The sequence below is a fragment of the Microvirga sp. 2MCAF35 genome (assembly GCF_052115545.1).
Classification (GTDB): Bacteria; Pseudomonadota; Alphaproteobacteria; order Rhizobiales; family Beijerinckiaceae; genus Microvirga.
The window spans coordinates 1-21276 of the sequence record NZ_JBFRGW010000031.1 but is presented as its reverse complement, the minus strand read 5'-3'; the positions used below and the strand labels follow the sequence as shown (position 1 = coordinate 21276).

Annotated in this window: 26 protein-coding genes; 18 read left to right on the top strand and 8 right to left on the bottom strand. The window is 61.0% G+C overall.

Features of this window, described 5'->3' with window-relative positions; all coding sequences use genetic code 11:
- Positions 1-32: 32 nt before the first annotated feature.
- From AB4097_RS15615 to motA, 8 genes are all read right to left on the bottom strand, one after another.
- A complete protein-coding gene (locus AB4097_RS15615) occupies positions 33-722 on the bottom strand; it encodes a hypothetical protein (RefSeq protein ID WP_442041132.1) in 690 nt (229 codons plus the stop codon).
- A gap of 20 nt (positions 723-742) precedes the next feature.
- Positions 743-1246, bottom strand: coding sequence for a hypothetical protein (locus AB4097_RS15610; RefSeq protein ID WP_442041130.1), 504 nt, complete (start codon positions 1244-1246; stop codon positions 743-745).
- A complete protein-coding gene (gene flhB / locus AB4097_RS15605; RefSeq protein ID WP_442041128.1) occupies positions 1243-2307 on the bottom strand; it encodes a flagellar biosynthesis protein FlhB in 1065 nt (354 codons plus the stop codon). Before flhB ends, AB4097_RS15610 begins: the two co-directional genes overlap by 4 nt.
- 124 nt (positions 2308-2431) lie before the next feature.
- Positions 2432-3460 (bottom strand): flagellar motor switch protein FliG, encoded by a 1029-nt coding sequence (locus AB4097_RS15600; protein WP_442041126.1) that lies wholly within the window; start codon positions 3458-3460, stop codon positions 2432-2434.
- A gap of 14 nt (positions 3461-3474) precedes the next feature.
- A complete protein-coding gene (gene fliN, locus AB4097_RS15595; RefSeq protein WP_442041124.1) occupies positions 3475-3837 on the bottom strand; it encodes a flagellar motor switch protein FliN in 363 nt (120 codons plus the stop codon).
- Between the two features lie 11 nt (positions 3838-3848).
- Positions 3849-4163 carry a hypothetical protein gene (locus AB4097_RS15590; protein ID WP_442041122.1) on the bottom strand — a complete coding sequence of 105 codons (315 nt, stop codon included), beginning with the start codon at positions 4161-4163 and terminating at the stop codon, positions 3849-3851.
- Positions 4144-5076, bottom strand: coding sequence for a flagellar motor switch protein FliM (locus tag AB4097_RS15585; RefSeq protein ID WP_442041181.1), 933 nt, complete (start codon positions 5074-5076; stop codon positions 4144-4146). The genes AB4097_RS15590 and AB4097_RS15585 overlap by 20 nt, the downstream gene beginning before the upstream one ends.
- Positions 5076-5957, bottom strand: a complete 882-nt coding sequence (gene motA / locus AB4097_RS15580) for a flagellar motor stator protein MotA (protein WP_114943983.1) — start codon at positions 5955-5957, stop codon at positions 5076-5078. Before motA ends, AB4097_RS15585 begins: the two co-directional genes overlap by 1 nt.
- 203 nt (positions 5958-6160) lie before the next feature.
- Here motA and flgF point away from each other — a divergent pair, with 203 nt between their 5' ends.
- From flgF to AB4097_RS15490, 18 genes are all read left to right on the top strand, one after another.
- Positions 6161-6886: a flagellar basal-body rod protein FlgF gene (gene flgF, locus AB4097_RS15575; protein WP_442041119.1), complete on the top strand. Its 726-nt coding sequence runs from the start codon at positions 6161-6163 to the stop codon at positions 6884-6886.
- A gap of 8 nt (positions 6887-6894) precedes the next feature.
- Entirely contained in the window at positions 6895-8214 is a 1320-nt protein-coding gene (gene fliI / locus AB4097_RS15570; RefSeq protein WP_442041117.1) for a flagellar protein export ATPase FliI, read from the top strand.
- Positions 8215-8310: 96 nt separating this feature from the next.
- Positions 8311-9510 carry a flagellar hook protein FlgE gene (locus AB4097_RS15565; RefSeq protein ID WP_442041115.1) on the top strand — a complete coding sequence of 400 codons (1200 nt, stop codon included), beginning with the start codon at positions 8311-8313 and terminating at the stop codon, positions 9508-9510.
- Between the two features lie 32 nt (positions 9511-9542).
- Positions 9543-11009, top strand: coding sequence for a flagellar hook-associated protein FlgK (gene flgK / locus AB4097_RS15560; RefSeq protein WP_442041113.1), 1467 nt, complete (start codon positions 9543-9545; stop codon positions 11007-11009).
- Between the two features lie 3 nt (positions 11010-11012).
- Positions 11013-12071: a flagellar hook-associated family protein gene (locus AB4097_RS15555; protein ID WP_442041111.1), complete on the top strand. Its 1059-nt coding sequence runs from the start codon at positions 11013-11015 to the stop codon at positions 12069-12071.
- 15 nt (positions 12072-12086) lie between these two features.
- Positions 12087-12434, top strand: coding sequence for a flagellar biosynthesis regulator FlaF (gene flaF / locus AB4097_RS15550; RefSeq protein WP_442041109.1), 348 nt, complete (start codon positions 12087-12089; stop codon positions 12432-12434).
- On the top strand, positions 12431-12850 hold the full coding sequence (flbT, locus tag AB4097_RS15545; protein ID WP_442041107.1) for a flagellar biosynthesis repressor FlbT: 420 nt from the start codon (positions 12431-12433) through the stop codon (positions 12848-12850). The genes flaF and flbT overlap by 4 nt, the downstream gene beginning before the upstream one ends.
- Positions 12851-12865: 15 nt before the next feature.
- A complete protein-coding gene (gene flgD / locus AB4097_RS15540; protein ID WP_442041105.1) occupies positions 12866-13264 on the top strand; it encodes a flagellar hook assembly protein FlgD in 399 nt (132 codons plus the stop codon).
- Positions 13265-13266: 2 nt separating this feature from the next.
- The gene (locus AB4097_RS15535) at positions 13267-13533 is read left to right on the top strand and encodes a flagellar biosynthetic protein FliQ (RefSeq protein ID WP_009493088.1); all 267 of its coding nucleotides are present in this window, start codon (positions 13267-13269) and stop codon (positions 13531-13533) included.
- A 233-nt stretch (positions 13534-13766) separates the two neighbouring features.
- Entirely contained in the window at positions 13767-15842 is a 2076-nt protein-coding gene (gene flhA / locus AB4097_RS15530; RefSeq protein WP_442041102.1) for a flagellar biosynthesis protein FlhA, read from the top strand.
- Positions 15839-16594, top strand: a complete 756-nt coding sequence (gene fliR, locus AB4097_RS15525) for a flagellar biosynthesis protein FliR (protein WP_442041100.1) — start codon at positions 15839-15841, stop codon at positions 16592-16594. The genes flhA and fliR overlap by 4 nt, the downstream gene beginning before the upstream one ends.
- 5 nt (positions 16595-16599) lie before the next feature.
- Positions 16600-16998 (top strand): hypothetical protein, encoded by a 399-nt coding sequence (locus tag AB4097_RS15520; protein ID WP_442041098.1) that lies wholly within the window; start codon positions 16600-16602, stop codon positions 16996-16998.
- A gap of 49 nt (positions 16999-17047) precedes the next feature.
- The gene (locus AB4097_RS15515) at positions 17048-17545 is read left to right on the top strand and encodes a rod-binding protein (RefSeq protein ID WP_442041096.1); all 498 of its coding nucleotides are present in this window, start codon (positions 17048-17050) and stop codon (positions 17543-17545) included.
- 59 nt (positions 17546-17604) lie between these two features.
- Positions 17605-17949 (top strand): hypothetical protein, encoded by a 345-nt coding sequence (locus AB4097_RS15510; RefSeq protein ID WP_442041094.1) that lies wholly within the window; start codon positions 17605-17607, stop codon positions 17947-17949.
- Positions 17946-18395, top strand: coding sequence for a hypothetical protein (locus tag AB4097_RS15505; protein ID WP_442041092.1), 450 nt, complete (start codon positions 17946-17948; stop codon positions 18393-18395). Before AB4097_RS15510 ends, AB4097_RS15505 begins: the two co-directional genes overlap by 4 nt.
- Before the next feature lie 50 nt (positions 18396-18445).
- Complete coding sequence (locus AB4097_RS15500; RefSeq protein WP_442041090.1) at positions 18446-18829, top strand: response regulator; 384 nt, start codon at positions 18446-18448, stop codon at positions 18827-18829.
- Positions 18830-18834: 5 nt separating this feature from the next.
- Positions 18835-19950 carry a protein-glutamate methylesterase/protein-glutamine glutaminase gene (locus tag AB4097_RS15495; RefSeq protein WP_442041088.1) on the top strand — a complete coding sequence of 372 codons (1116 nt, stop codon included), beginning with the start codon at positions 18835-18837 and terminating at the stop codon, positions 19948-19950.
- Positions 19947-20801 carry a CheR family methyltransferase gene (locus tag AB4097_RS15490; RefSeq protein WP_442041086.1) on the top strand — a complete coding sequence of 285 codons (855 nt, stop codon included), beginning with the start codon at positions 19947-19949 and terminating at the stop codon, positions 20799-20801. The genes AB4097_RS15495 and AB4097_RS15490 overlap by 4 nt, the downstream gene beginning before the upstream one ends.
- Positions 20802-21276 lie beyond the last annotated feature (475 nt).

The window sequence follows — 21276 nt, the reverse complement described above, 5'->3', positions numbered from 1 at the left end:
GTTTGGCGAGGTCCACTGGGTCCGCAGATGCGCTATCGCGACAGCCTGATTTCCGAACCGGAGCCGTTCAGCGTTCCGGCAAGGGCCGCTTCCGCTCCCGACAATCGGCCGACCACTTGGCCACGGGAGAAGAGAATGACCTGGTTCTCGCGGAAACTCCATCCATTCACGCTGCGGACCGCTTCGTCCTTGCATCCCTGCGTCGAGGCTTTGTAGAGATCCAGAGAAGGAACGCTGGTGAGTTGCACCTTGCAGGAGGATGCGCCGACGCTGGCATTCCAGGACCCGGCATAGGAGGTGGCGCGCTGAGGCGCGGTGAAAACTCCCGGAGGGCTCGATTGCGGCTCGGTGTGGGCCGGGGGCGCCCCAGGCGCAGGCTGGCTTGGCGCAGCCGACAAGGGCTCAGGAGGAGCCGCAACGATCACGTCCGGCGACGGGAGGAGGGGGCCCATATCCGCTTCGAAGCGAGCCTCGCGCCGCCGTTCGGGCCGCGCGGCGGAGATCTCGACCGGTTCCACCGGAGGAACGGCAGGGTCGGCGATGACATAGCGGGGCGGTTCGGGAAGCTGTCGTCCCCAAGGCCCGGTGTATTGCGGGTATGCGCTGCGGACATATCCCTGTCCCCAAGGCCCCTGAGGATAGGATGCATCGGTCGCGCTACAGGCCGAGAGCGCAGCCGTTACCGCAAGCAGGCTCGCCGCATTGAAGCATTTGTGCAGCATCGGATTGCGCTCTCTGATACTCAATGGCGCATAGAGCTGGCGGGACAATATGGCGATTTGAACCGGGCCGGTAGCGGCCTCAGCCGGGCGGACGAGAGAATCCTTCCGAAGAAGGTGGGATTGAAATCCGCCTTGCGGAGAGCCGCTTCCAGGAGAACTTCGCTGATTCTGACGCCAATGTAATAATTGCCGAAGATGAGCTGGAAGAAGACCGTGACGGAATCGTGGTTGAATTCCATGTCGAGAACGATGCAGGACGCGTCCTCCCGGCTGGAGCTGACATGCGCGACATATCCGTACGACAAGGTCTTGCCCTTGAAATAGAGCTCAGCCGACGAGGTCAGCATCTCGTCCATGTTTCCATGCAGCTGATTGTCGGCATAGAAGCGGATGATCTCAGGGTCTGCGAGACAGAAATCGGCGATGACATCCTTGAGGTTGCAGGCCAGGACCTCCTCGAACGCTTGGATATCCCAATGCTCTCTCGACGGAGCAGCGGCTTCGACGGTGCGAAGGCTTCTCATTTGGACCTCGTGAGGATGTAGAACAGGATCTGGGCGACTGCTTTGTAGAAGTCGGGAGGAATCATCCGGTCGACTTCGACATGATCATACATGGACCTTGCGAGAGGCTTGTCTTCGATGACAGGCACGCCATTCTTTTCGGCGATCTCGCGAATTTTCAGAGCGATGAGGTCCTTGCCCTTGGCGACGACGATGGGAGCATTGGCTTCACTGCGCTCGTAGCGCATGGCGATGGCGAAGTGGGTCGGGTTGGCGATCACGAAGGTCGCCTTGGGCACGGCGGCGAGCATGCGCTTGCGGCTTCGATCCTGAGCCAGGGAACGCATTCGCGCCTTGACCATCGGATCGCCCTCCATCTGCTTGTACTCCTCCTTGACCTCCTGCTTGGTCATCTTCAGGTCGCTGCGCCACTTGAACCGGGCCCAGAGCAGGTCTGCCGCGACAAGGACGATCGTCGCGATGGCGATGGCGGAGACGAGCCGCATGGCCATGGTCAGCATCAACTCCGGAAGGAGGGAAGGATCGGTGAACATGGCATTCAGAACCTTGTATTGCTCCGACTTCAGAAGCAGCATGCTGATGAGCGTCATCGTTGCGAACTTGAACAACGACTTCGCAAACTCCACTAAACCCTGTCGGCCGAAGATCCGCTTCCAGCCGCTCACGGGTGAAATTCTGTTCCATTGCGGCCTGATCCGCTCCGTCACGAGGGACGGAACATTCTGCAGGATCGACGCCGCAAGGCTGCAAGCAGCCAGAATGATGATCGTCGGTATCAGGAACTGGCCGGTTTCAAGAGCGACGGCGTGGATCAGCGCGATGGCGTCCGTGCCGGAATCCAGCCTGAAGTCCTGCGGCCGGTTGACGAAGAGCGACAGCTTCTCCGTCAGGGTCTTGGTGGTGCCGCGCACGGCGAAAGCAAGGACGATCAGGATTCCCAGAATGGAAGCGAACAGGGGCGCTTCTCTCGAGAAAGGGATGTTTCCCTTCTCGATGGCGTCCCTGACCTTCTTGTCGGAAGGCGCTTCTGTTTTACTGTCTTGGTCTTCCGTATCAGACATGATCCGAGGTTCAGCTCGCTAGAGCATCGCGCCCGGAAGCGGCATGCGCTTCCAGGGTACGATCCGATGCTCAATCCCTAAAGCAGCGCATCGCCCGAGCGATCCTGAGGACCCGCACGACGCGCTAGAAGTAAGCTTCATCCTCGTTCTCTGAGTTGATGACGATCTCCCCTCGGCCGGCCATCTCCAGCGCGAGATCCGTGATGGTCCGTCTGGCCTCGGCGATGTCGCGATGAGCCGACGGCTCCTTGCTGTTGAGCTCGTGCTCGATCATGCGTCGAACACGCGAGGAGAGCGCCGACAGAACGACCTTGCGGAATTCGTCGTTCGTGCCCTTCAGGGCAAGGACCACGCGATCCGGCGGCACCTGATCGAAGAGGGTCGTGCGGTCCTTCGGCATCAGCTTCACGATATCGTCGAAGGTGAAGAGCAGCCCTCTGAGGATCTCGGCCGATTTCGGGCGAACGGACGAGAGATTGGTCAGAACATCCTCCATGTGATCCCGTTCCATCTTGTTGATGATGTCGGCGATTTTAGCGTGCGTGTCCGAGCCGGCGTTCTTCGAGAAGTTCGCCATGAAGTCGTCGTGCAGCGTCTTCTCGATGTTCTTCATCGTCTCGTCGACAATGGGCTTCATGCTCAGCATGCGACGCATGAGGTTGTTCCGCAGTGGCTGTGGCAACTGGGTCATCACCTTCGCGGCGCAGGATGGCTTGACCTTCGAGAGGATGAGGGCTGCCGTCTGCGGGTGCTCCTTCATGAGATAGGATGCGATCGCGCCCTCGCTGACGGTCGAAATGCGCTCCCAGATGCTCCGGTTCGCATTGCCGACAACCTCGCTCATGATGCTGGAGATTTGCTCCGGGCTCAGGATTCCGGTCAGCAGTTTCTCGATATGGGCCGCACCGCCGATCAGGTCGGCGCCGTCGGAGAAGTTCGATGCGAACTCGTCGACCAGTTGCTCGATCTGGGTCGGAGAAACGGGACCGAGGTGCGCAGCGGACTTCGTGACGAGACGAATTTCCTCTTCGCTGAAATGCTTGAGGATCCTGCTCGCGGCAGGTTTCCCCATAGCGAAAAGGAGCGTTGCGACGCGCTCGGGTCCTTTGAGGACCTTCGTGCCATTCGCCTTCATGGGAATGTGAGCGACCATGCGGTAAAGCCGATTTAGCCGTTAAGATCGTTGGTGGGAGGGCCGACGATTTCGGTCAGAGAAATGCCGAAACGGGAGTTGTCGTCTTCGACGACCACGACCTCTCCACGGGCGATGATGCGTCCGTTCACGACGACGTCGACCGGCTCGCCGACCCGATGGTCGAGCGGAACGATCGCGCCGCGCCCGAGCTTCATCAGGTTGGCGACGGGCATGGTCGCCGAACCGAGGACGACCTGGATCGTCACGGGAATGCGCAGGATCGAATCGAGGTTTTTTCCGCTTCCAAGCTTGTCGTCCTGCAGGGCTGCGCCTTCGAAGGCGTTTTCCTGCTGCCAGATAGCTTTGTCTTGTTTGGGCTCGAATGGATTCGTCATGGGAGCGGACCTTATGAGTTGATGGTGCCGGAGCGCGGCTGTGATTGTTGGCGAGCGTCTCGAATGAGATTCTCGAGGCGCTCGGAGATGGCCTGCGCCTCTTCGATACGCTGGCTGAGAAGGACGAGAGTCTCCTTGCCCTCCGATCCGAAATTCGTCACCGCGTTCTGGGCGGTCAGAAGGGCGGTTCCGGTCTTGTCGAAGATCTGCTGATACTCGGCATGATACCGATCAAGCTTCCGGAGCTTGCGATACATCACAGCGACCATGACGCTGGTCGTGACGAGCGCAAGAAAGAGAATGGCGTTAGCGAGGGATGACGTCATCGAGAAACTCTTTCTCCTGATCGATGAGTTCATCGACTTTGAGAACATAGGAACCTTCCGACTGCCCGATATGGCACCAGAAGAGGCCTTGCTGATTGCTTTCGAGCTTGACGCGGCTGCGCGGTGTCGCCTGCAGCTCGATGACATCGCCGATCTTGAGGTCCGCAATCTCGCCGAGTGAAAGGAAGCGTTCCTCGAGAACGGCCTTGAGCGTCACTTCGGTTTTCTTCACCTCGGTGGCGATCTGCTTCATCCAGCGCGGGTCGCGGCCCGACGATTCGCCGGTGACCACCTGCGAGAGGGCCTTGCGCATCGGGTTGAGGACCGATTGCGGAATGATGACGAACATTTCGCCGCCGCGATTGAGCGCCTGGAGAAGGAACTTCGCCGCGACGGCCTGATTGTTCCGCCGTCCGATGACCGCGAAATCCATGCGGGTCTCGATGCGTTCGAGCTTGAATTTCGTATCGACCACCAGTGAGAAAGAGGCCTGCAGGGCCTTTGCGACCTGCTCGAAGAGGGTTTGCGCCATCTTGAGCTCGATGTTCGAGAAGCCCCGGGCTTCCTCGACCGGCGGCTCCGAGCCGTCGGAACCGAAGAGAACCTCAACCATCGTGTAGATGAAGTCGCGGTCGAACCCGATCAGGATATGGCTGTCCCATTCCGGAGCATGGAAAATTCCCGCGACCGCGTTCGCCTCGTACATCTCCAGGATCTCGGTGATGCGTCCGCTTTCGAGCCCGCTGAGCGAATAATACATGGGCGAGGCCGCCATGTGACGCAGATGCTCGGCGCAGCTGGTCGTCATGCGGTCGAAAATCACGTGGAGCATCGGCAGGCGGTCGAGAGAAAGGCCCGCCGCGTCCAAAAGCATGTCGCGGATATCGGTGGCGCTATGGGATCCGCTCATCATCATGCGGCCTCTTTCAGGTCTTCGCTGCGGCCGCCCGTGGTCGTGGCAGCCTCAACCTCGTCGATGGTCGGGCGATAATCCACGGAGATGCCTTTGCGGCCGTGCTCCACGGCGATCTGCGGGAGGGCACCGTTCATGTAGGCGATGAGGGCCTGCTTGACGATGACATAGACACGGGTCTGCTTCTCCCGTGTGGCCTTCACTTTGTTCGCAAGCGGCGACAAGAAGGCATAGGAGATGAAGATGCCGCCGAAGGTTCCGACGAGCGCCGAGGCGATCAGGCCACCCAGGATGGCAGGGGACTGGTCGATGGCGCCGAGCGCCTTCACGATGCCGAGGACGGCCGCCACGATTCCGAGGGCAGGGAGGGCTTCGGACACGGTGTTGATCGAGTAATAAGGTTTCGTGCGGTCGCGCTTGAGGGTTGCGATCTCTTCCTCCATGAGGGCTTCGATCTCATGAGGCCGGGCATTGCCGATGATGATGAGGCGCGCATAGTCGCAGATGAAAAGGGTGAGGTCCTTGTCCTTCAGCACACTTGGAAAGGCCTTGAAGATCTCGGATTCTTCCGGCTGGTCGATATGCCCTTCCACCTCGTTGCGAGGCTTGTTCTTGAGTTCCCGCATGAGAGCGTAGAGCAGGCCCAGGATCGAAAGATAATGGTCTCTCTTCGGAACGGTCCCGGAGATCGCCTCACGAGCGGCCCGGCCGGTGTCCTTCACCAGAGGCATAGGGTTCGCGATGATGAACGTGCCGATCGCGATGCCGCAGATGATTACGTATTCCCAAGGCTGCCATATAACAGCCAAGTGACCGCCCATGGCGACATAGCCGCTCACGAGCGAGCCAATGGCGACTGCCAATCCGATCAAAACGCCCAACGTCGTGGTCCCTTTTGTGAAAGTCCAACCTGCTGAGGGTGTCTTAATCCCGGAGGCTTGCGCGAAGCTGGAAACGGAGGGGCAAGCCTCGTGCAAGGCTGTTCGGCTACCTCTCGGGCCAGGTTCATGCGGCTGATGCAAGCCGCGCCATCAGGGCTGGTGTCAGTGTCCGCCCTCATGAGAGAAAAGGCCGGAGCTCCTCGATGCAATCCTCGCTCTATGTCGCATTGTCCGCCCAAGTGGCCATGGAAAAGCGCCTCAACACGATTGCGAACAACGTTGCGAACATGAACACGGGCGGCTTCCGGGCCGACGAGGTGAAGTTCGAGGAAATCCTCTCGCTCGCGGCCAAGGAGAACGTGTCCTTCGCGTCCTCCGGACATAACTACGTGTCCCGGCGGAGCGGTCCCGTCGTAAAGACGGACAATCCGCTCGATGTCGCCATTCAGGGCGAGGCCTGGTTCGCATTCGATGGTCCCAAGGGACCCGTCTATACCCGAGATGGCCGCTTCAAGATGAATGAGAACGGCGATCTTCTCACCGTCGAGGGCCATCGGGTTCTCGACGCCGGCGGCGCTCCTATCGCCCTCGATCCGATGGGGGGCGCTCCGACGATCGGTCATGACGGAACGATCACGCAGGGAACCAATCAGGTCGGAGCGATCGGTCTTTTCAACCTGCGCAACGACAGCCGGCTCAGTCGCTATGGAAATTCCGGCGTGATGTCCAGCATACCGGGCGAAGCCGTCCAGGACTTCAACTCCAATGGCGTTAAGCAGGGTTACAGCGAAGGATCGAACGTCAATCCCGTCCTGGAGATGACGAAGATGATCGCGGTGCAACGGAATTTCGATAGCGCTGCGACGACCATCCAGGAGAGCGAATCGACCTTCATGGATGCCATCCGGTCCCTCGGTCCCAGCACCTGACGGCAGCAATGAACGCGCTCCAAAGGCTTGAAGAATTCGTTCTGGCAGAAGCTGTCGGACGAAAGATCCAGATCAGCGGGACGATCCGCGAGGTCAATCCCGGCTATTATCGCGTTGCGGGCCTGTCGCAGTTCGTGAAGCTCGGGGATCGCGTGGGCTTCGTCTCCGATGGAAAGACGCAGACCGGGGAGGTCGTGCGCATCGACGGCGGCGGCGTCACCGTAAAACCGTTCATCGGACGGATCGAAGCCGGGATCGGGACTCCCGTCTTCATCGTGAGCGGCACGGGCCTGAGGCCGGATCATGCCTGGCGAGGGCGCGTCATCAATGCCCTCGGCGAGCCGCTTGACGATCTCGGGCCTCTCATTCCGGGCCACGACCCGGTCCGGAACGATGCCGAGCCGCCGTCTGCCATGACACGGGCGAGGGTTACCACGCCCCTGCGAACGGGAGTCAAGGCCATCGATCTGTTCACGCCGCTATGCCAAGGACAACGCATCGGCATCTTCGCGGGCTCGGGCGTCGGAAAATCCACTCTCCTGACCATGCTGGCCAAATGCGAAGGCTTCGACACGATCGTTGTTGCCCTGGTGGGAGAACGCGGCCGCGAGGTGAGGGAGTTCCTCGAAGGTCCCATCCAGGCGAATCTGCATAAGTCGGTCATGGTCGTGTCGACCGGTGACGAGAGCCCGATGATGCGGCGTCAGGCACCACGCACGGCGGTTTCCATCGCGGAGTACTTCCGCGATTGCGGCGACTCGGTCCTGCTCATCGTGGATTCCGTGACGCGTTATGCTCATGCCGGCCGCGACGTGGCCCTCGCGGCCGGTGAGCCTGCCGTGGCACGCGGCTACACGCCCAGCGTCTTCAGCGACCTGCCTCGTCTGTTGGAAAGAGCGGGACCCGGAGTGGAAGGTAAGGGTTCCATCACGGGCATCTTCTCCGTTCTCATCGACGGCGACGACCATAACGATCCCGTCGCCGACAACATTCGCGGAACGCTCGACGGCCACATCGTCCTGGATCGGTCGATCGCGGATCAGGGACGCTATCCTGCCATCAACGTCCTGGGGTCGATCTCCCGCCTGGCCGATCACGTATGGTCGCCGGACCAGAAGGAACTGGTGCGCCGCCTCCGCGGAATGATCGCACGCTTCGAAGATACGCGCGATCTCAGACTGATGGGTGGATATCACCCGGGCAACGACCAGGAGCTGGACCAGGCGGTCGTTCTCGTCCCGAAGATCTACGAGGCGCTTCGACAGGATCCGTCCATGCCGGCGAGCCGCGATGCCTTCATGGATCTGGCCCAGGCCCTCAAGCAATAGAGCTGTTCACGTCTCGCATCATCATCACTGGAATGGAACACAGCTTCGCACAAGCGTCATGGTGTTAGGTCCAGTTTGAAACCGTAGGAGCTTCAGATGAGTCTTTATGGCGTTCTTCGTAGTGGCGTTTCCGGCATGAACGCCCAGTCGAACAAGTTGGGTACCGTCGCTGAGAACATCCAGAACTCGAGCACCACTGGATACAAGCGCGCCTCGACCGAATTCTCGTCTCTGATCCTGCCGTCGAGCGAGGGAAACTACAACTCCGGGTCCGTCACGAGTCGCGTTCGCTACACGATCGCCGACCAGGGGCCGATCGCCTACACGACATCTGCGTCGGATCTCGCAATCTCCGGCAACGGCTTCTTCGTGGTGACAGATCCGGGCGGATCTCCCTACCTGACCCGCGCCGGCAACTTCGTCAAGGACGGCCGGACAGGTAATCTCGTGAACGCCTACGGCTTCACACTCATGGGATACAAGCTGGGCGCAGGGGCGGTTAACCCCTCCCTGAACAGCCTTGACGGTGTCGAGCCGGTCAACATGTCGTCATTCGCCATGCAGGCCAGCGGATCCACGAAGGGAACCTTCAAAGGCAATCTGCCGGACGGTGCTGCGGTTGTCGCGCTGCCCGCCGTCAGCAAGCAGTCCTCCCTGCAGGTTTATGACAAGGTAGGCAATCCGATCAAAATCGACATCGAACTGTCGAAGATCAGCGATACGCAATGGAACATCAGTGTTGCGAACGGCTCCAGTGCCGACCCGCTGACTGGAACGACGTCGATGACTCTGACCTTTGACGCCGATGGACAATTGACCGGTCCGTCAGTGCTTAACTTCGGCATTCCCGGGGGGGAGCCCTTCGCCCTCGATATGGCGGGCATGACCCAGCTGGCAGGCGAGTATAATGTCACCGGTCAGGCGAACGGCAATGCGCCGTCTGCTGTCAAGGACGTTGAATTCGCATCCGACGGAACCGTCTACGCGGTTTATGAGGATGGCACTCGCGTCGGCGCCTATCGGATCCCGCTCGCCAATGTTGCGAGCCCGGACAACCTAAGTCCCCGGGCCGGCAACGTCTACGAGACGACGGCTCAATCCGGCGGTTACCAGGTCGGCTTCCCTGAGATGTCGGGCTTCGGATCCATCGCATCTGGCGCCTTGGAGGGATCGAACGTCGATATCGGCACCGAGCTGACGGCGATGATCGAGGCTCAGACCAGTTATACGGCGAACTCGAAAGTCTTCCAGACCGGGTCCGAGCTGCTCGATGTTCTGATGAACCTGAAGCGGTAACGCCTGTCCTTCTGCTCAAGGGTTCATGATCCATGTCTCTGTCCGTAGCCTATAACACGGCGCGTTCCTCGTTGCAGGCATCGCAATCGCAGATGGCGGTTGTCTCGCGCAACACATCGGGGGCCACCGACCCGAGCTATTCGCGCAAGATCGGTGTCCTCACCACCACGGGCGGGTACGCTCGCGTCACTGTCCTTAGGGCCAGCGATCAGGCGCTTCTGACGAAAATGCTGGAAACGACCTCTTCGTCCGCAACGCAGAAGGCGCTGCTCGATGGGTTGCAGAAGCTCAGTCAAACGATAGGTGACACGGAGCTGGATCAATCTGCCGCTGCCCGCGTCGGTGCGCTGAACAGCGCCTTGCAGCAATATGCCAATGCGCCGGACAATCCGACACTGGCGCGGGCCTTCGTCAAGGCTGCTTCGGACCTGGCTGACACCCTGAACCGGGCCACCGCAGCGGTCCAGTCCGTCCGCCTCGAGGCTGACAAGGGGATGGCCGGGTCGGTTGATCGCATCAACGACCTTCTTCTGAAGTTCGAGAAGGCAAACCAGCAGGTCATGAGCGGCTCCGCCCTCGGAGCCGATGTCAGTGATGCCATGGACACGCGCGACAGCCTCATCGCGCAGTTGTCCGAGGAGATCGGGATCACGGTCGTGCCGCGCGCCGGCAATGACATTGCGCTGTACACGGACAGCGGCGTGCCGCTGTTCGAGCGGACGGCGCGGCCCGTGACCTTCAGCCCCACCACGGCCTTTGGACCTGCCACCACGGGAGGAGACGTCTTCATCGACGGCATCCGCGTGACGGGGCCCGGGGCTCTCATGCCCTTGAGTTCCGGTAATCTCGTCGGGCTGGCACAGGTGCGGGACGGCGTTGCCGTCACCTACCAGAAGCAGCTCGACGAGCTCGCCCGAGGTTTGATCCAGGCATTCGCGGAAAGCGATCAGATCGGCGTGCCGAAGGGTGCCGACATGCCAGGTGTCTTCACCTTCGCGGGAGCCGCGGGCATTCCCACCATGCCGGCCTCCGCCGGGCTGGCCGGGCTGATCCGCGTCAACGACGCCATCGACCCGACGAAGGGCGGCACGTTCGATGTCATCCGCGACGGTGGGATCAACGGCGCCGATTACAACTACAATCCGGTCGGCAACGCCAACGCCGCCTTCTCCGGGCGGCTCTCCGCCCTGACAGACGGCATGGTTGCGGAGCGCCCGTTCGACACCGCCTTCGGTTTCGGTCCGACCGCGTCCCTGCAGGGCTTCGCGTCATTGTCCGGCGGCTGGCTGGAAGCCACACGCCAGAGCGCCAGCCAGAGCGTCGACTACCAGACGACGCTTCTCACGCACGCGTCGGAAGCCCTGTCGAATGCAACCGACGTCAACACGGACGACGAGACGGCCTTGATGCTGCAATTGGAGAAGTCCTATTCGGCTTCGGCAAAGCTGCTGTCCGTCATCGACCAGATGCTCAAGACCCTTCTCAGCGTGGTAGGCTAAGTCATGAGAACGACCTTCGTCTCAACATTGTCGCTTTGGAATTCATCCAGGTCGACTCTCGACAAGCTCCAGAGCGGGCTCACGAAAGCCAACACGGAGCTGACGACCGGGCGGTACGCGGATATCGGCCTTGCCCTTGGGCATAAGGTCGGGGAATCGCTCTCCCTGCGCCAGCAGCGAGCGGAAATCGACACTCTGACCGAAAGCAACAGCTTGGTCATTCAGCGTCTCAAGACAACAACGGCCTCCCTTGACAGCATCCGCGAGAACGCGACCAAGTTCAGGGATGCATTAGTGGGCTTGCCAATGAACCCTCCAGTCGAGAACATCAAGAGCCAGGCGGGAGCCTATCTGAGTGGCTTGGGTGGGGACCTCAACACAGCGATCGACGGGCGGTTCGTTTTCGGCGGCATCAACACGACGACGGCACCTGCCAACGGCTATGCGAATGGCACCCCGGCTTCGCTCAAGAACCTGGTCGCGAACGCCTTCTCGGCGCCAACGGGATCCGGCGGATTCGGCTTCCCGCAGAGCGACCCGCTCGTCTCCGGGATCTCCCCGACCGACATGGAGGCTTTTCTGGACGGCCCCTTCAGGCAAATCTTCGAAGGACCGGGTTGGATCGCATTCTCGAATGCATCCGACCAGAACATCCAGAGCCTGATCTCGCCCACGGAAAAGGTTGAGACATCGACGAACGCGAATACAGCCCCCATTCGGCAGATCGCGATGGCTTACACGATGATCTTCGATCTCGGCATCGAGACGCTCGGCGCTGCAACGCGGGACGTCGTGATCAGGAAGGCATCCCAGATCCTTTCGACGGCGATCAGCGGCATCATCGACGTGCAGGCGAGCGTCGGAACGGCGCAGGCGAAGGCCGAGAGTGCCAATGAGAGAATGGATCTGCAGAAGTCGATCTTCGAGGAGCGCATCGGCAAACTCGAGGCTGTCGATCCTGCGGAGGCGAAAGTCCGTGTCGATCAGCTCGCGACCCAGATCCAAACGTCCTATTCCCTCACGGCTCAGCTCAAGCAGCTGAGCCTGATCAATTATCTCTAGTCTCGGATTTCCTCGATGTATCGATTTTCGTATGCAGAAGTCGTCGAAGACGCTCCCAGGGAATGTCGACAGCGCGAGTATGAAGTCTTCGGACAGGCCATCGAGCTCCTCAAGGCTGCAGATGGCCGGCCGTCCAGATCGCCCGAGATGAGCAAAGCCGTGGAGTTCGTCCAGCAGCTATGGACGTCCCTCGTCAAGGATTTGGCGAATCCCGAGAACGAGCTGCCCGATAAGCTAAAGGCGCAACTCATCTCGATAGGCTTTTGGGTGATGCGGGAGACCGGCCGCGTCGCCTTTGGTGAACATAACAATCTGACCGCGCTGATCGATATCAACGCCATGATCCAGGAGGGGCTGAAATGAAAGCCAAAATGCGGTTCTCCCTCAAAGCCGGTGAGCGCATCTTCATCAATGGCGCCGTCCTGACGGTCAGCCAGAAGGTGACGCTGAGCCTTTTGAACGAGGCGCGCTTTCTCCTGGAGAGCCACGTCCTCCAGGTCGCGGAGGCGACGACCCCGATGCGCCAGCTCTATTTCGTCGTGCAGTCTCTCCTCATCAATCCCCAGGAGGCGGGCAAGGTCATGGGAGCCTTCCGCAAGCTGCACGAGGCGCTCATCCAGGTCGCCACGGATGATGGGGTGAAGGACACCCTGGGCAAGGTCGGCGGTCTGGTGGAAGCCGATCGGACGTTCGAGGCCCTCAAGCTCATCCGCACCCTCTTCGAGCCGATCGAGGCTCGCCCATCCGCATCGGCGGAAGCCGCCGTTCAAGCGGCGTAATTCTGGAGCCTCATCATGAACGTCTCCTCCGTTTCCAGCCCCGTCGCCGCTCAGCGGACTACGACGACGAGCGACACATCTTCGACGGCGAGCTACGACAACTTCCTGAAGCTTCTGATGGCGCAGATGAAGAACCAGGATCCGACAGAGCCCATGAAGTCGACCGACTACATGGCTCAGCTCGCGACCTTCTCGCAGGTCGAGCAGACCGTGAAGAGCAATTCCAAGCTGGACGCCCTCCTGGCCTCGTCGGCCCTCTCGCAGGCGGACAGCGTCATCGGCCGCACGATCTCGACGGCCGACGGCAAGATCTCCGGTCAGGTCACGTCCGTCACGATCGTCAGCGAAGGCGCCGTCGCCAAACTGACCAACGGGGATCAGGTTCTTCTGGGCCCAGGCGTCATTGTGAGCTGACGATGAACGAAGTCGATGCCCTCGAACTCGTACGGGCAGCCATCTGGACCGTCATCATCGCCGCGGGGCCTGCCGTCGCGGCCGCGATGATCATCGGCATCGTCATCGCCCTGGTTCAGGCCCTGACGCAGATCCAGGAGGTCACTCTCACGTTCATCCCGAAGATCATCGCCATCCTGGTGGTGGCGCTCGTGACCGGCTCCTTCGTCGGCTCGCAGATCTTCGCCTTCACCGAACTGGTCTACGGCAAGATCGTGACAGGGTTCTAGCGCATCGGACGGAAAAGTGGACCCGGTATTCGCTGACGCGGCCCTGCGGGTCCGCTCCATCCGATGCGCCAGCCAAGGGAAAAAGCATCGGATAGATCCCAAAAGTGCAAATCCACTTTTGGGTCCGATGCTGTAGCCTTCGGCATATTGCGCGGCGCCGGTCCGGCGACCCTCGCGCAAGCTTCATGGTTCATGTGTCAGTCTCATCGTTCATCCGTTGAGCTGGCAGGCACATGGAAGCAACCGAAGTTACAGCCCAGGGACGCGGCAGGGATCTGGCATTCGCCGGCGCCGTGGTCGGCATCCTTGCCATTCTCTTTCTCCCCATTCCGCCGATGGCGATCGACATGGGGCTGGCCTTCTCGGTCGCGCTGTCCGTCCTGATCCTGATGGTGGCGCTCTGGATCCAGAAGCCTCTCGAATTCTCGGCCTTTCCCACCGTCCTCCTCATCGCAACTCTGTTGCGGCTTGCCCTGAGCATCGCGTCGACCCGCCTCATCCTGTCCGACGGTCATAAGGGCGTCGATGCCGCAGGCCATGTGATCAGCGGCTTTTCCCAATTCGTGATGAGCGGCGATTTCGTCATCGGCATCGTCGTCTTCATCATCCTGATCACCGTCAACTTCCTGGTTATCACCAAGGGTGCGACCCGTATCGCCGAGGTCGGCGCCCGATTCACGCTCGACGCCATTCCCGGCAAGCAGATGGCCATCGACGCGGACCTGTCCGCAGGCCTGATCGACGAGAAGGAAGCCCAGAAGAGGCGCCGCGAGCTCGAAGAGGAAAGCGCCTTCTTCGGATCCATGGACGGTGCCTCGAAATTCGTGCGCGGCGAGGCCGTCGCGAGCCTCATCACCATTGCCGTCAACATCTTCGGCGGCATCGTCATCGGCGTCACCCGCCACAACATGCCCCTGTCAAAGGCAGCCGACGTCTTCGTCCAGCTCTCGGTCGGCGACGGACTGGTCAGCCAGATCCCGGCTCTCGTCGTCTCTCTGGCGGCAGGTCTTCTGGTCTCGAAGGGCGGAACGCGGGGACAGGCCCAACAGGCGGTGCTCGGTCAGCTCGGCGCCTATCCGCGGGCTCTCATGGTGGCCGCCGCCCTGATGTTCGTCTTCGCGATCGTGCCTGGCCTGCCGATGATTCCGTTCCTCGTGCTCGGCGGCTGCATGAGCTTCATCGCCTATTCGATCCCGAAGCAGAGAGCCGAACAGGAGGCGAAGGTCCAGGCCAAGCTGGCGCAGGAGCAGCAGAAGAATCTCCTGGAGTCGCGGGAATCGGTCAAGGAAACCCTGAAGCTCGCCGAGATCGAGCTGTGCCTCGGCAAGCACCTGGCATCCTACCTTGCGACCTCACATGGGGATCTGGCGCATCGCGTCGGCAAGATGCGCAAGAAGTTCGCCCAGGATTACGGTTTCGTTCTGCCGGACGTGAAGCTCTCCGACAGCCTGATGATTCCACCCAAGAGTTACCAGATCAAAATCCACGGAACCGTCGTGGCGACCCAGGAAGTCCGTCCCGGCGATCTTCTCGTCGTGCTCGGCGACGGGCCGGTTCCCGATGTTCCCGGAGACGAGGTGCGCGAGCCGGCCTTCGGCATGAAGGCCCTGTGGGTGTCGGACGTCTACATGAGCGAGATCAAGCGGCAGGGCTTCCAGGCGGTCGATGGAGCATCGGTCCTCCTCACGCATCTGAGCGAGGTGATCCGCAACAACCTGCCTCAGCTTTTGTCCTACAAGGACGTGCGCAATCTGCTGGACGGTCTCGATTCCGAATACAAGCGCCTGCTCGATGATATCTGCCCCTCGCAGATTTCCTATTCCGGTCTTCAATCCGTCCTGAAGCTCCTGCTGGCCGAGAGAGTATCCATCCGCAACCTGAGCCTGATCCTGGAGGCCATCGCCGAGATTGCCCCCCATGCGCGCCGCGCCGAGCAGCTGGTGGAGCATGTGCGGGTTCGCATTGCCCAGCAGATCTGCGGCGACCTCGCAGAAGGCGGAGCCCTCAACGTGCTGAGGCTCGGAAACAAATGGGACATCGCGTTCCACCAGAGCCTGAAGCGGGATCAGAAAGGCGATGTCGTCGAGTTCGACATCGATCCCCGTCTCGTGGAGCAGTTCGGCGCCGAGGCGTCGGACGCCATCAAGACGCGCATGGGGCAGGTCCAGACCTTTGCCGTCGTCACGGCGCCGGATGCGCGCCCCTATGTGCGCATGATCATCGAGCGCATGTTCTCGTCCCTGCCTGTCCTGTCGCATCTGGAAATCGCCCGCGGCGTCGAGGTCAACTCGCTCGGGACGATCTCGTGAACCAGGTCACGCCCGAGATCCTGCTGGGGATCTTCCTGATCTTCTGTCGGATCGGCGGATGCCTGATGATTGCACCGGGATTCTCGAGCAATCGCATCCCTATGCACGTGCGGCTCTTCATCGGCCTTGCCACAAGCCTGGCGCTGGCGCCGGTCCTGCTCGAGAAGGTTCAGGCGGGCGTGACGTCGCAGGCTCCCGCGGCCGTCCTGGTCTATATCGTCAAGGAATCGCTGACGGGCCTCCTGATCGGCCTTCTCGGCCGCGTCTATTTTCTCGCCCTGCAGACCATGTTGAACGCCGTGGCGATGGCCCTGAGTCTCGGCGGCATGCCGGGAACGCCCATCGACGAAACGGAGGCTCTCCCACCGATCACGACCTTCATCATGATGGTGGCGACGGCCGTTCTCTTCCTGTCCGACCTGCATTGGGAGTTCTTTCGAGGGCTCGTCGCCTCCTACACGCGGCTGCCTGTGGGAGAAGGGTTGGGCATGAGCCTCTCGCTGACCCAGCTGGTCGATCAGATCGGCATCGCCTTCGTGCTGGCGCTCAGGATCAGCAGCCCCTTCATCCTGTATTCCGTCATCGTCAATCTGGCGGTTGGGCTCACCAACAAGCTCACGCCTCAGATCCCGGTCTACTTCCTCGCGACGCCCTTCATCATGCTCGGCGGCTTGCTGATCGTCTACTTTGCAGCAAGCGACTACGTGCTCCTGTTCATGGAGTCGTTTTCGACCTGGCTCCGAAACGGATAGAGCGGATGAAGCATCGGATTCGCAAGATCGATCGCATCCTGAAAGTGCAGCAGCATCTCCAGAAGGAGGCCGAGCTGAGGCTCGTCAACCTTGAGCGGAAGGCATCCGAGCTCAAGATCGCCCAGGAGACGCTGATCCAGACGATGAACGATCACGAGACGCTTCACGGCCTCTTCGTCGATGTCGCAGCCAAGCGCCTACAGGCGCTCGCGGCCCAGGCCAGCGTCGTGGAAAAAGCCAAGGTGACGCAGAAAGTCGTCACTATCGACAAGGCCATGCAGGCGAAGCGGACGGAAAAGATGCTGTCGGGCCTCAAGGAGCAGGACCGCCGAGAGAGCGAGAAGAAGGATCTCGCTTCCATCATCGAGCTGCTTGCGAGAGGCGAGGGCGCAAGCTTCCCGTAAGCTAGCCGGGTTAGACGTCTTCTCAAGTCTTAAATGTGAGAGATGCGAGATGGCGATCAGCCCGCCCTCAGATATTATCAACGACGTTGCAAGGGCTGCGGACCCCGCACGCTATCAGGCCGCGTCTCAGAAGCTCCTCGATGGCGCGTCCGCCCTGGACGGGGCCAGCTTCGACGATGCCATGAAGTCCATGGCAGGCCAGCCCCTGATGGCATCCGGCGCCGACATCTACACGCTGCGGAATTCGCTTCGCAACGATGCGGAGTCGGCGAGCGCCACCAGGGCGCAGAAGGCTCATCAGGAATTCGAAGCTTATATTCTCCAGACCTTCGTCGAATCCATGCTGCCGAAGGATGCGGAGAACACCTACGGCAAGGGCAATGCAGGCTCCATCTGGAAATCCATGATGGCGGAGCAGGTCGGAGCGCAGATCTCGAAAGCGGGCGGCATCGGCATTGCAAAGCGGCTTCTCGATGCGCAGGACGCCGGACATTCCTCCGACATCAGGGTTCCTCCGACGCCTGCCCCGTTTTCCGGCAAGATCTGATCTCAGAAGACATGACGAGGATGGCGGCCGGCCATCACCCCTAGACAGGAAGCAACATGATGCTCATGAAGTCTCTCGATCGCCTTGAAGAAACCCTTGATCTGGAAACGGCCGCCCTGATGGCACGGGACCTGTCCAATCTCGAGGAGTTCAACCGGCGCAAGAGCCAATGCCTTCTCGAGATCAGCCGGATGGTCCGGACGACCGATGTCCACGCCCTCGATCAGAAGGCGACGAAGCGGCTGCAAGATCTCCAGGCCAAGATCGAAACCAACCAGGACATGCTGCAGCGGCACATGCAGGCCGTGCAGGAGGTTGCGAGCATCATCTCGAATGCGATTCAGAAGGCCGATTCCGACAGCACGTACTCGGCTTACATGAACAAGGCAGGCTTCGGCGCATGATCAAGAACGTCATGGCAGGATTCTGGGTCTGCGCGGTCACGCTGGCTTCCTGCTATGCGGCCGTGACCTGGGCCGTCGGGAAGGCTCCCACGGAGGAGAAGGGGAATTACGAGGGGCTGCAGTACAAGAAGCTGCCCGCGATGAATATCCCGATCGTCGCCGAGGGGGCCGTGAAGGGCTACGTGGTCGCGAACCTGGTCTTCACGGCCGACGCCAAGACCCTGCGCGAGATCTCCGTTCCGCCCGAGGCCTTCATCCAGGACGAGGTCTTCCGCTACGTCTATGCCGACGAGACGCTCGATTTCAAAAGGCTCTCCCGATACAACGTCAACGGCATGATCGCCAGCGTCCGGGAGAAGATCAACAAGCGGCTGGGAGCCGAAATCGTCAAGGAGATTCTGGTCGAGAATTTCAACTTCGTCGACAAGTCCGACATCCGTTCATAGCGCCCACGCCTTTTCGATGTGGCCGGGCGATGAGGCCTGGAAAGATTTTCATGAACTATTGCCTGATCATTGATGACTCCCGCGTGATCCGTAAGGTTTCCCGCGACATCGTCGAAAGCCTCGACTTCCGTGTCTCGGAGGCGGAGAACGGCGAAGCAGGACTTGCAGCCTGCCGAGCCGAGATGCCGGACGTGATTCTCCTCGACTGGAACATGCCCGTCATGGACGGCTACAGCTTCCTGAAAGTCCTGCGCGCCACGCCGGAAGGTCGGGCGCCGAAGGTCGTCTTCTGCACAACTGAGAACGGCCTGGACCATATCACGCGCGCTCTGGAAGCAGGCGCGGACGAGTATGTGATGAAACCCTTCGACAGGGACATTCTCGCGGCGAAATTTCAAGAGCTGGGCGTTCTTCCGGCATCGCATTCGGCTTGAAGCTCATGGCTCTCTCTCCCGTACCCCAGACGATTCCGTCTCCCGGCCGTCTCACCCGCGTGATGATCGTGGATGACAGCGCGGTCATTCGCGGCATGATCGGCCGGTGGCTTGCCGAAGCAGGCAGCTTCGAGATCGTCGCAACCGCGTCGAACGGCCGGATGGCCGTCGATGCGGCGGCCCGCGCGAAGCCCGAGATCGTCCTGCTCGATCTCGAGATGCCCGAGGTCGACGGCCTCGCGGCTCTGCCGCTGATCCTGAAGGCGCATCCAACGAGCAAGGTGATCGTGATCTCGACCCTCACACAGAGGAACGCGGAGATCTCCCTTAAATGCCTCTCGCTCGGCGCCGTCGATTATCTGGCGAAGCCGGAAAGCGCCCGCGCACCGGGCGCTGCGAACGAGTTCCGCCGCGAGCTCGTCGAGAAGATGCGAGCCTTGAGCGAAACGAAGGCCCGGCCACCGCGGCTCGCCGCGACACCCGCAGCGAAGGTCGTCTCGCCGATGCCGCTGCCGTCTTTAAGGTCCAGTACAACTAAGCCGCAATGCCTGCTCATCGGCTCGTCCACCGGCGGTCCGCGCGCCGTCGAGCGCGTTCTCATGGACATGAAGCCGGCTCTGTCGCGGATCCCGGTGCTGATCGTCCAGCACATGCCGGCGATGTTCACGGCCGTCTTCGCGGACCATCTGAAGGCCCTGTTGGCCGTTCCCGCCCGGGAGGCGCAGGACGGCGATGCGGTCGCTCCCGGAACGATCCTCGTTGCTCCCGGCGGGCGGCACATGGGCGTCGTCGCGTCCGCAGGCAAGGTGGCGATTCGCTTGAATGACGGACCGCCCGAGAATTTCTGCCGACCGGCGGTCGACGTGCTGTTCCGCGAGGCCGCCGCCATCTACGGCGCGTCGGCCGTGGCCGTCGTCCTGACGGGCATGGGCTCGGACGGGACGCACGGCGCGCGCCACCTCGCGAAGGCGGGCGCGACCGTGATCGCCCAGGACGAAGCGACGAGCATCGTCTGGGGCATGCCGGGCAGCATCGTGAAGGCGGGCCTCGCCCACGAGGTCCTTCCGCTGGAATCCATCGGCCGATCGTTGAAAGGCCTCATCACCGGAGCTTCGACATGACCGAAGCCGAATTCGAAGCCCTGCGCGTGTTCCTCAAGGCCCGATCGGGCCTGGCGCTCTCGCCGGACAAGCGCTATCTCGTCGAGAGCCGCCTCTCCTCCGTCTGCACGCGCTTCAAGCTCGAGAGCCTTTCGCACCTCATCCGCGAGATCAGGGCCGGGCGTGCGATGGCGCTCGAAAAGGCGACCATCGAGGCGATGACGACGAACGAGACCTTCTTCTTCCGCGACAAGGCGCCCTTCGATCTCTTCCAGGACGTCCTGCTGCCCAAGTACCTGAAGGAGCGGGCATCAACCCGCAGGCTGCGCATCTGGTGTGCGGCGGCATCGAGCGGCCAGGAGCCGTATTCGCTCGCGATGCTCCTGAGGGAGGCGTCCGCCCGGATGCCGGGCTGGCACGTCGATATCGTCGCATCCGACATCTCGACGGACGTGCTGGAGAAGGCCAAGGCCGGCGTCTATAATCAGTTCGAGGTGCAGCGTGGGCTGCCGATACGCCTCCTCGTGAAGTACTTCAAGCAGACCGGCGACCAATGGCAGATCGCGCCCGAGATCCGCGCGATGGTGGATTTCCGCTACCTCAACCTCCTCGACGATTTCAGCCGCCTTGGTTCCTTCGACATCGTCTATTGCCGCAACGTGCTGATCTATTTCGACGCCGCCCTGAAGGCGGACGTGCTGCGCCGGATCGCCAACCTGATGGCCGCCGACGGCTCGCTCCTGCTCGGCGCCTCCGAGACCGTGCTCGGTGTGACCGACGCCCTGACGCTCGATCCGGCTCATCGCGGTCTCTACACGAAGACGGCCTCGATGGCCGCAACGCCGGCACAACGGGCGATCGGCATGCGTTAAGGGGCGATGCACCCTCCGAAAGGGGAGGGGGCGATTCAGCTTGAAAGATGAGAAGGGCGGTTCTGCGGAGCCGCCCTTTTCCATTTCAGGCTCCGCTGTTCCTCAACTGGTCATGGCTCGTTAACTATACAGCCTCCCATGGCTTGTGCGATCAAAGAATCGTTAAGGTAAACACAAGGGTCTACCCCCGATCTCGCTGTTGTTGTTTGACCGGATCGGGAATGTTCTTCTATGAATATGGTCAGACGCACAGAGAAGCCAAAGTTCGACCGCGTTAAGACAGCACTATAGAGAGCCTTTACTTCGGCTCGGCATGACGCCGTTCTATTTTACCGGTTCAAGCCCGGATGCATGTGAACAGCGGATCGAGCTCTCTCGAGGCATGATGCCACTCCGCTGGGTCGGTTAGATTCCGACATTCCCTGAACCATTCTCATCATTCAAGGAACACGCACATGTCCTCCATTCTCACCAA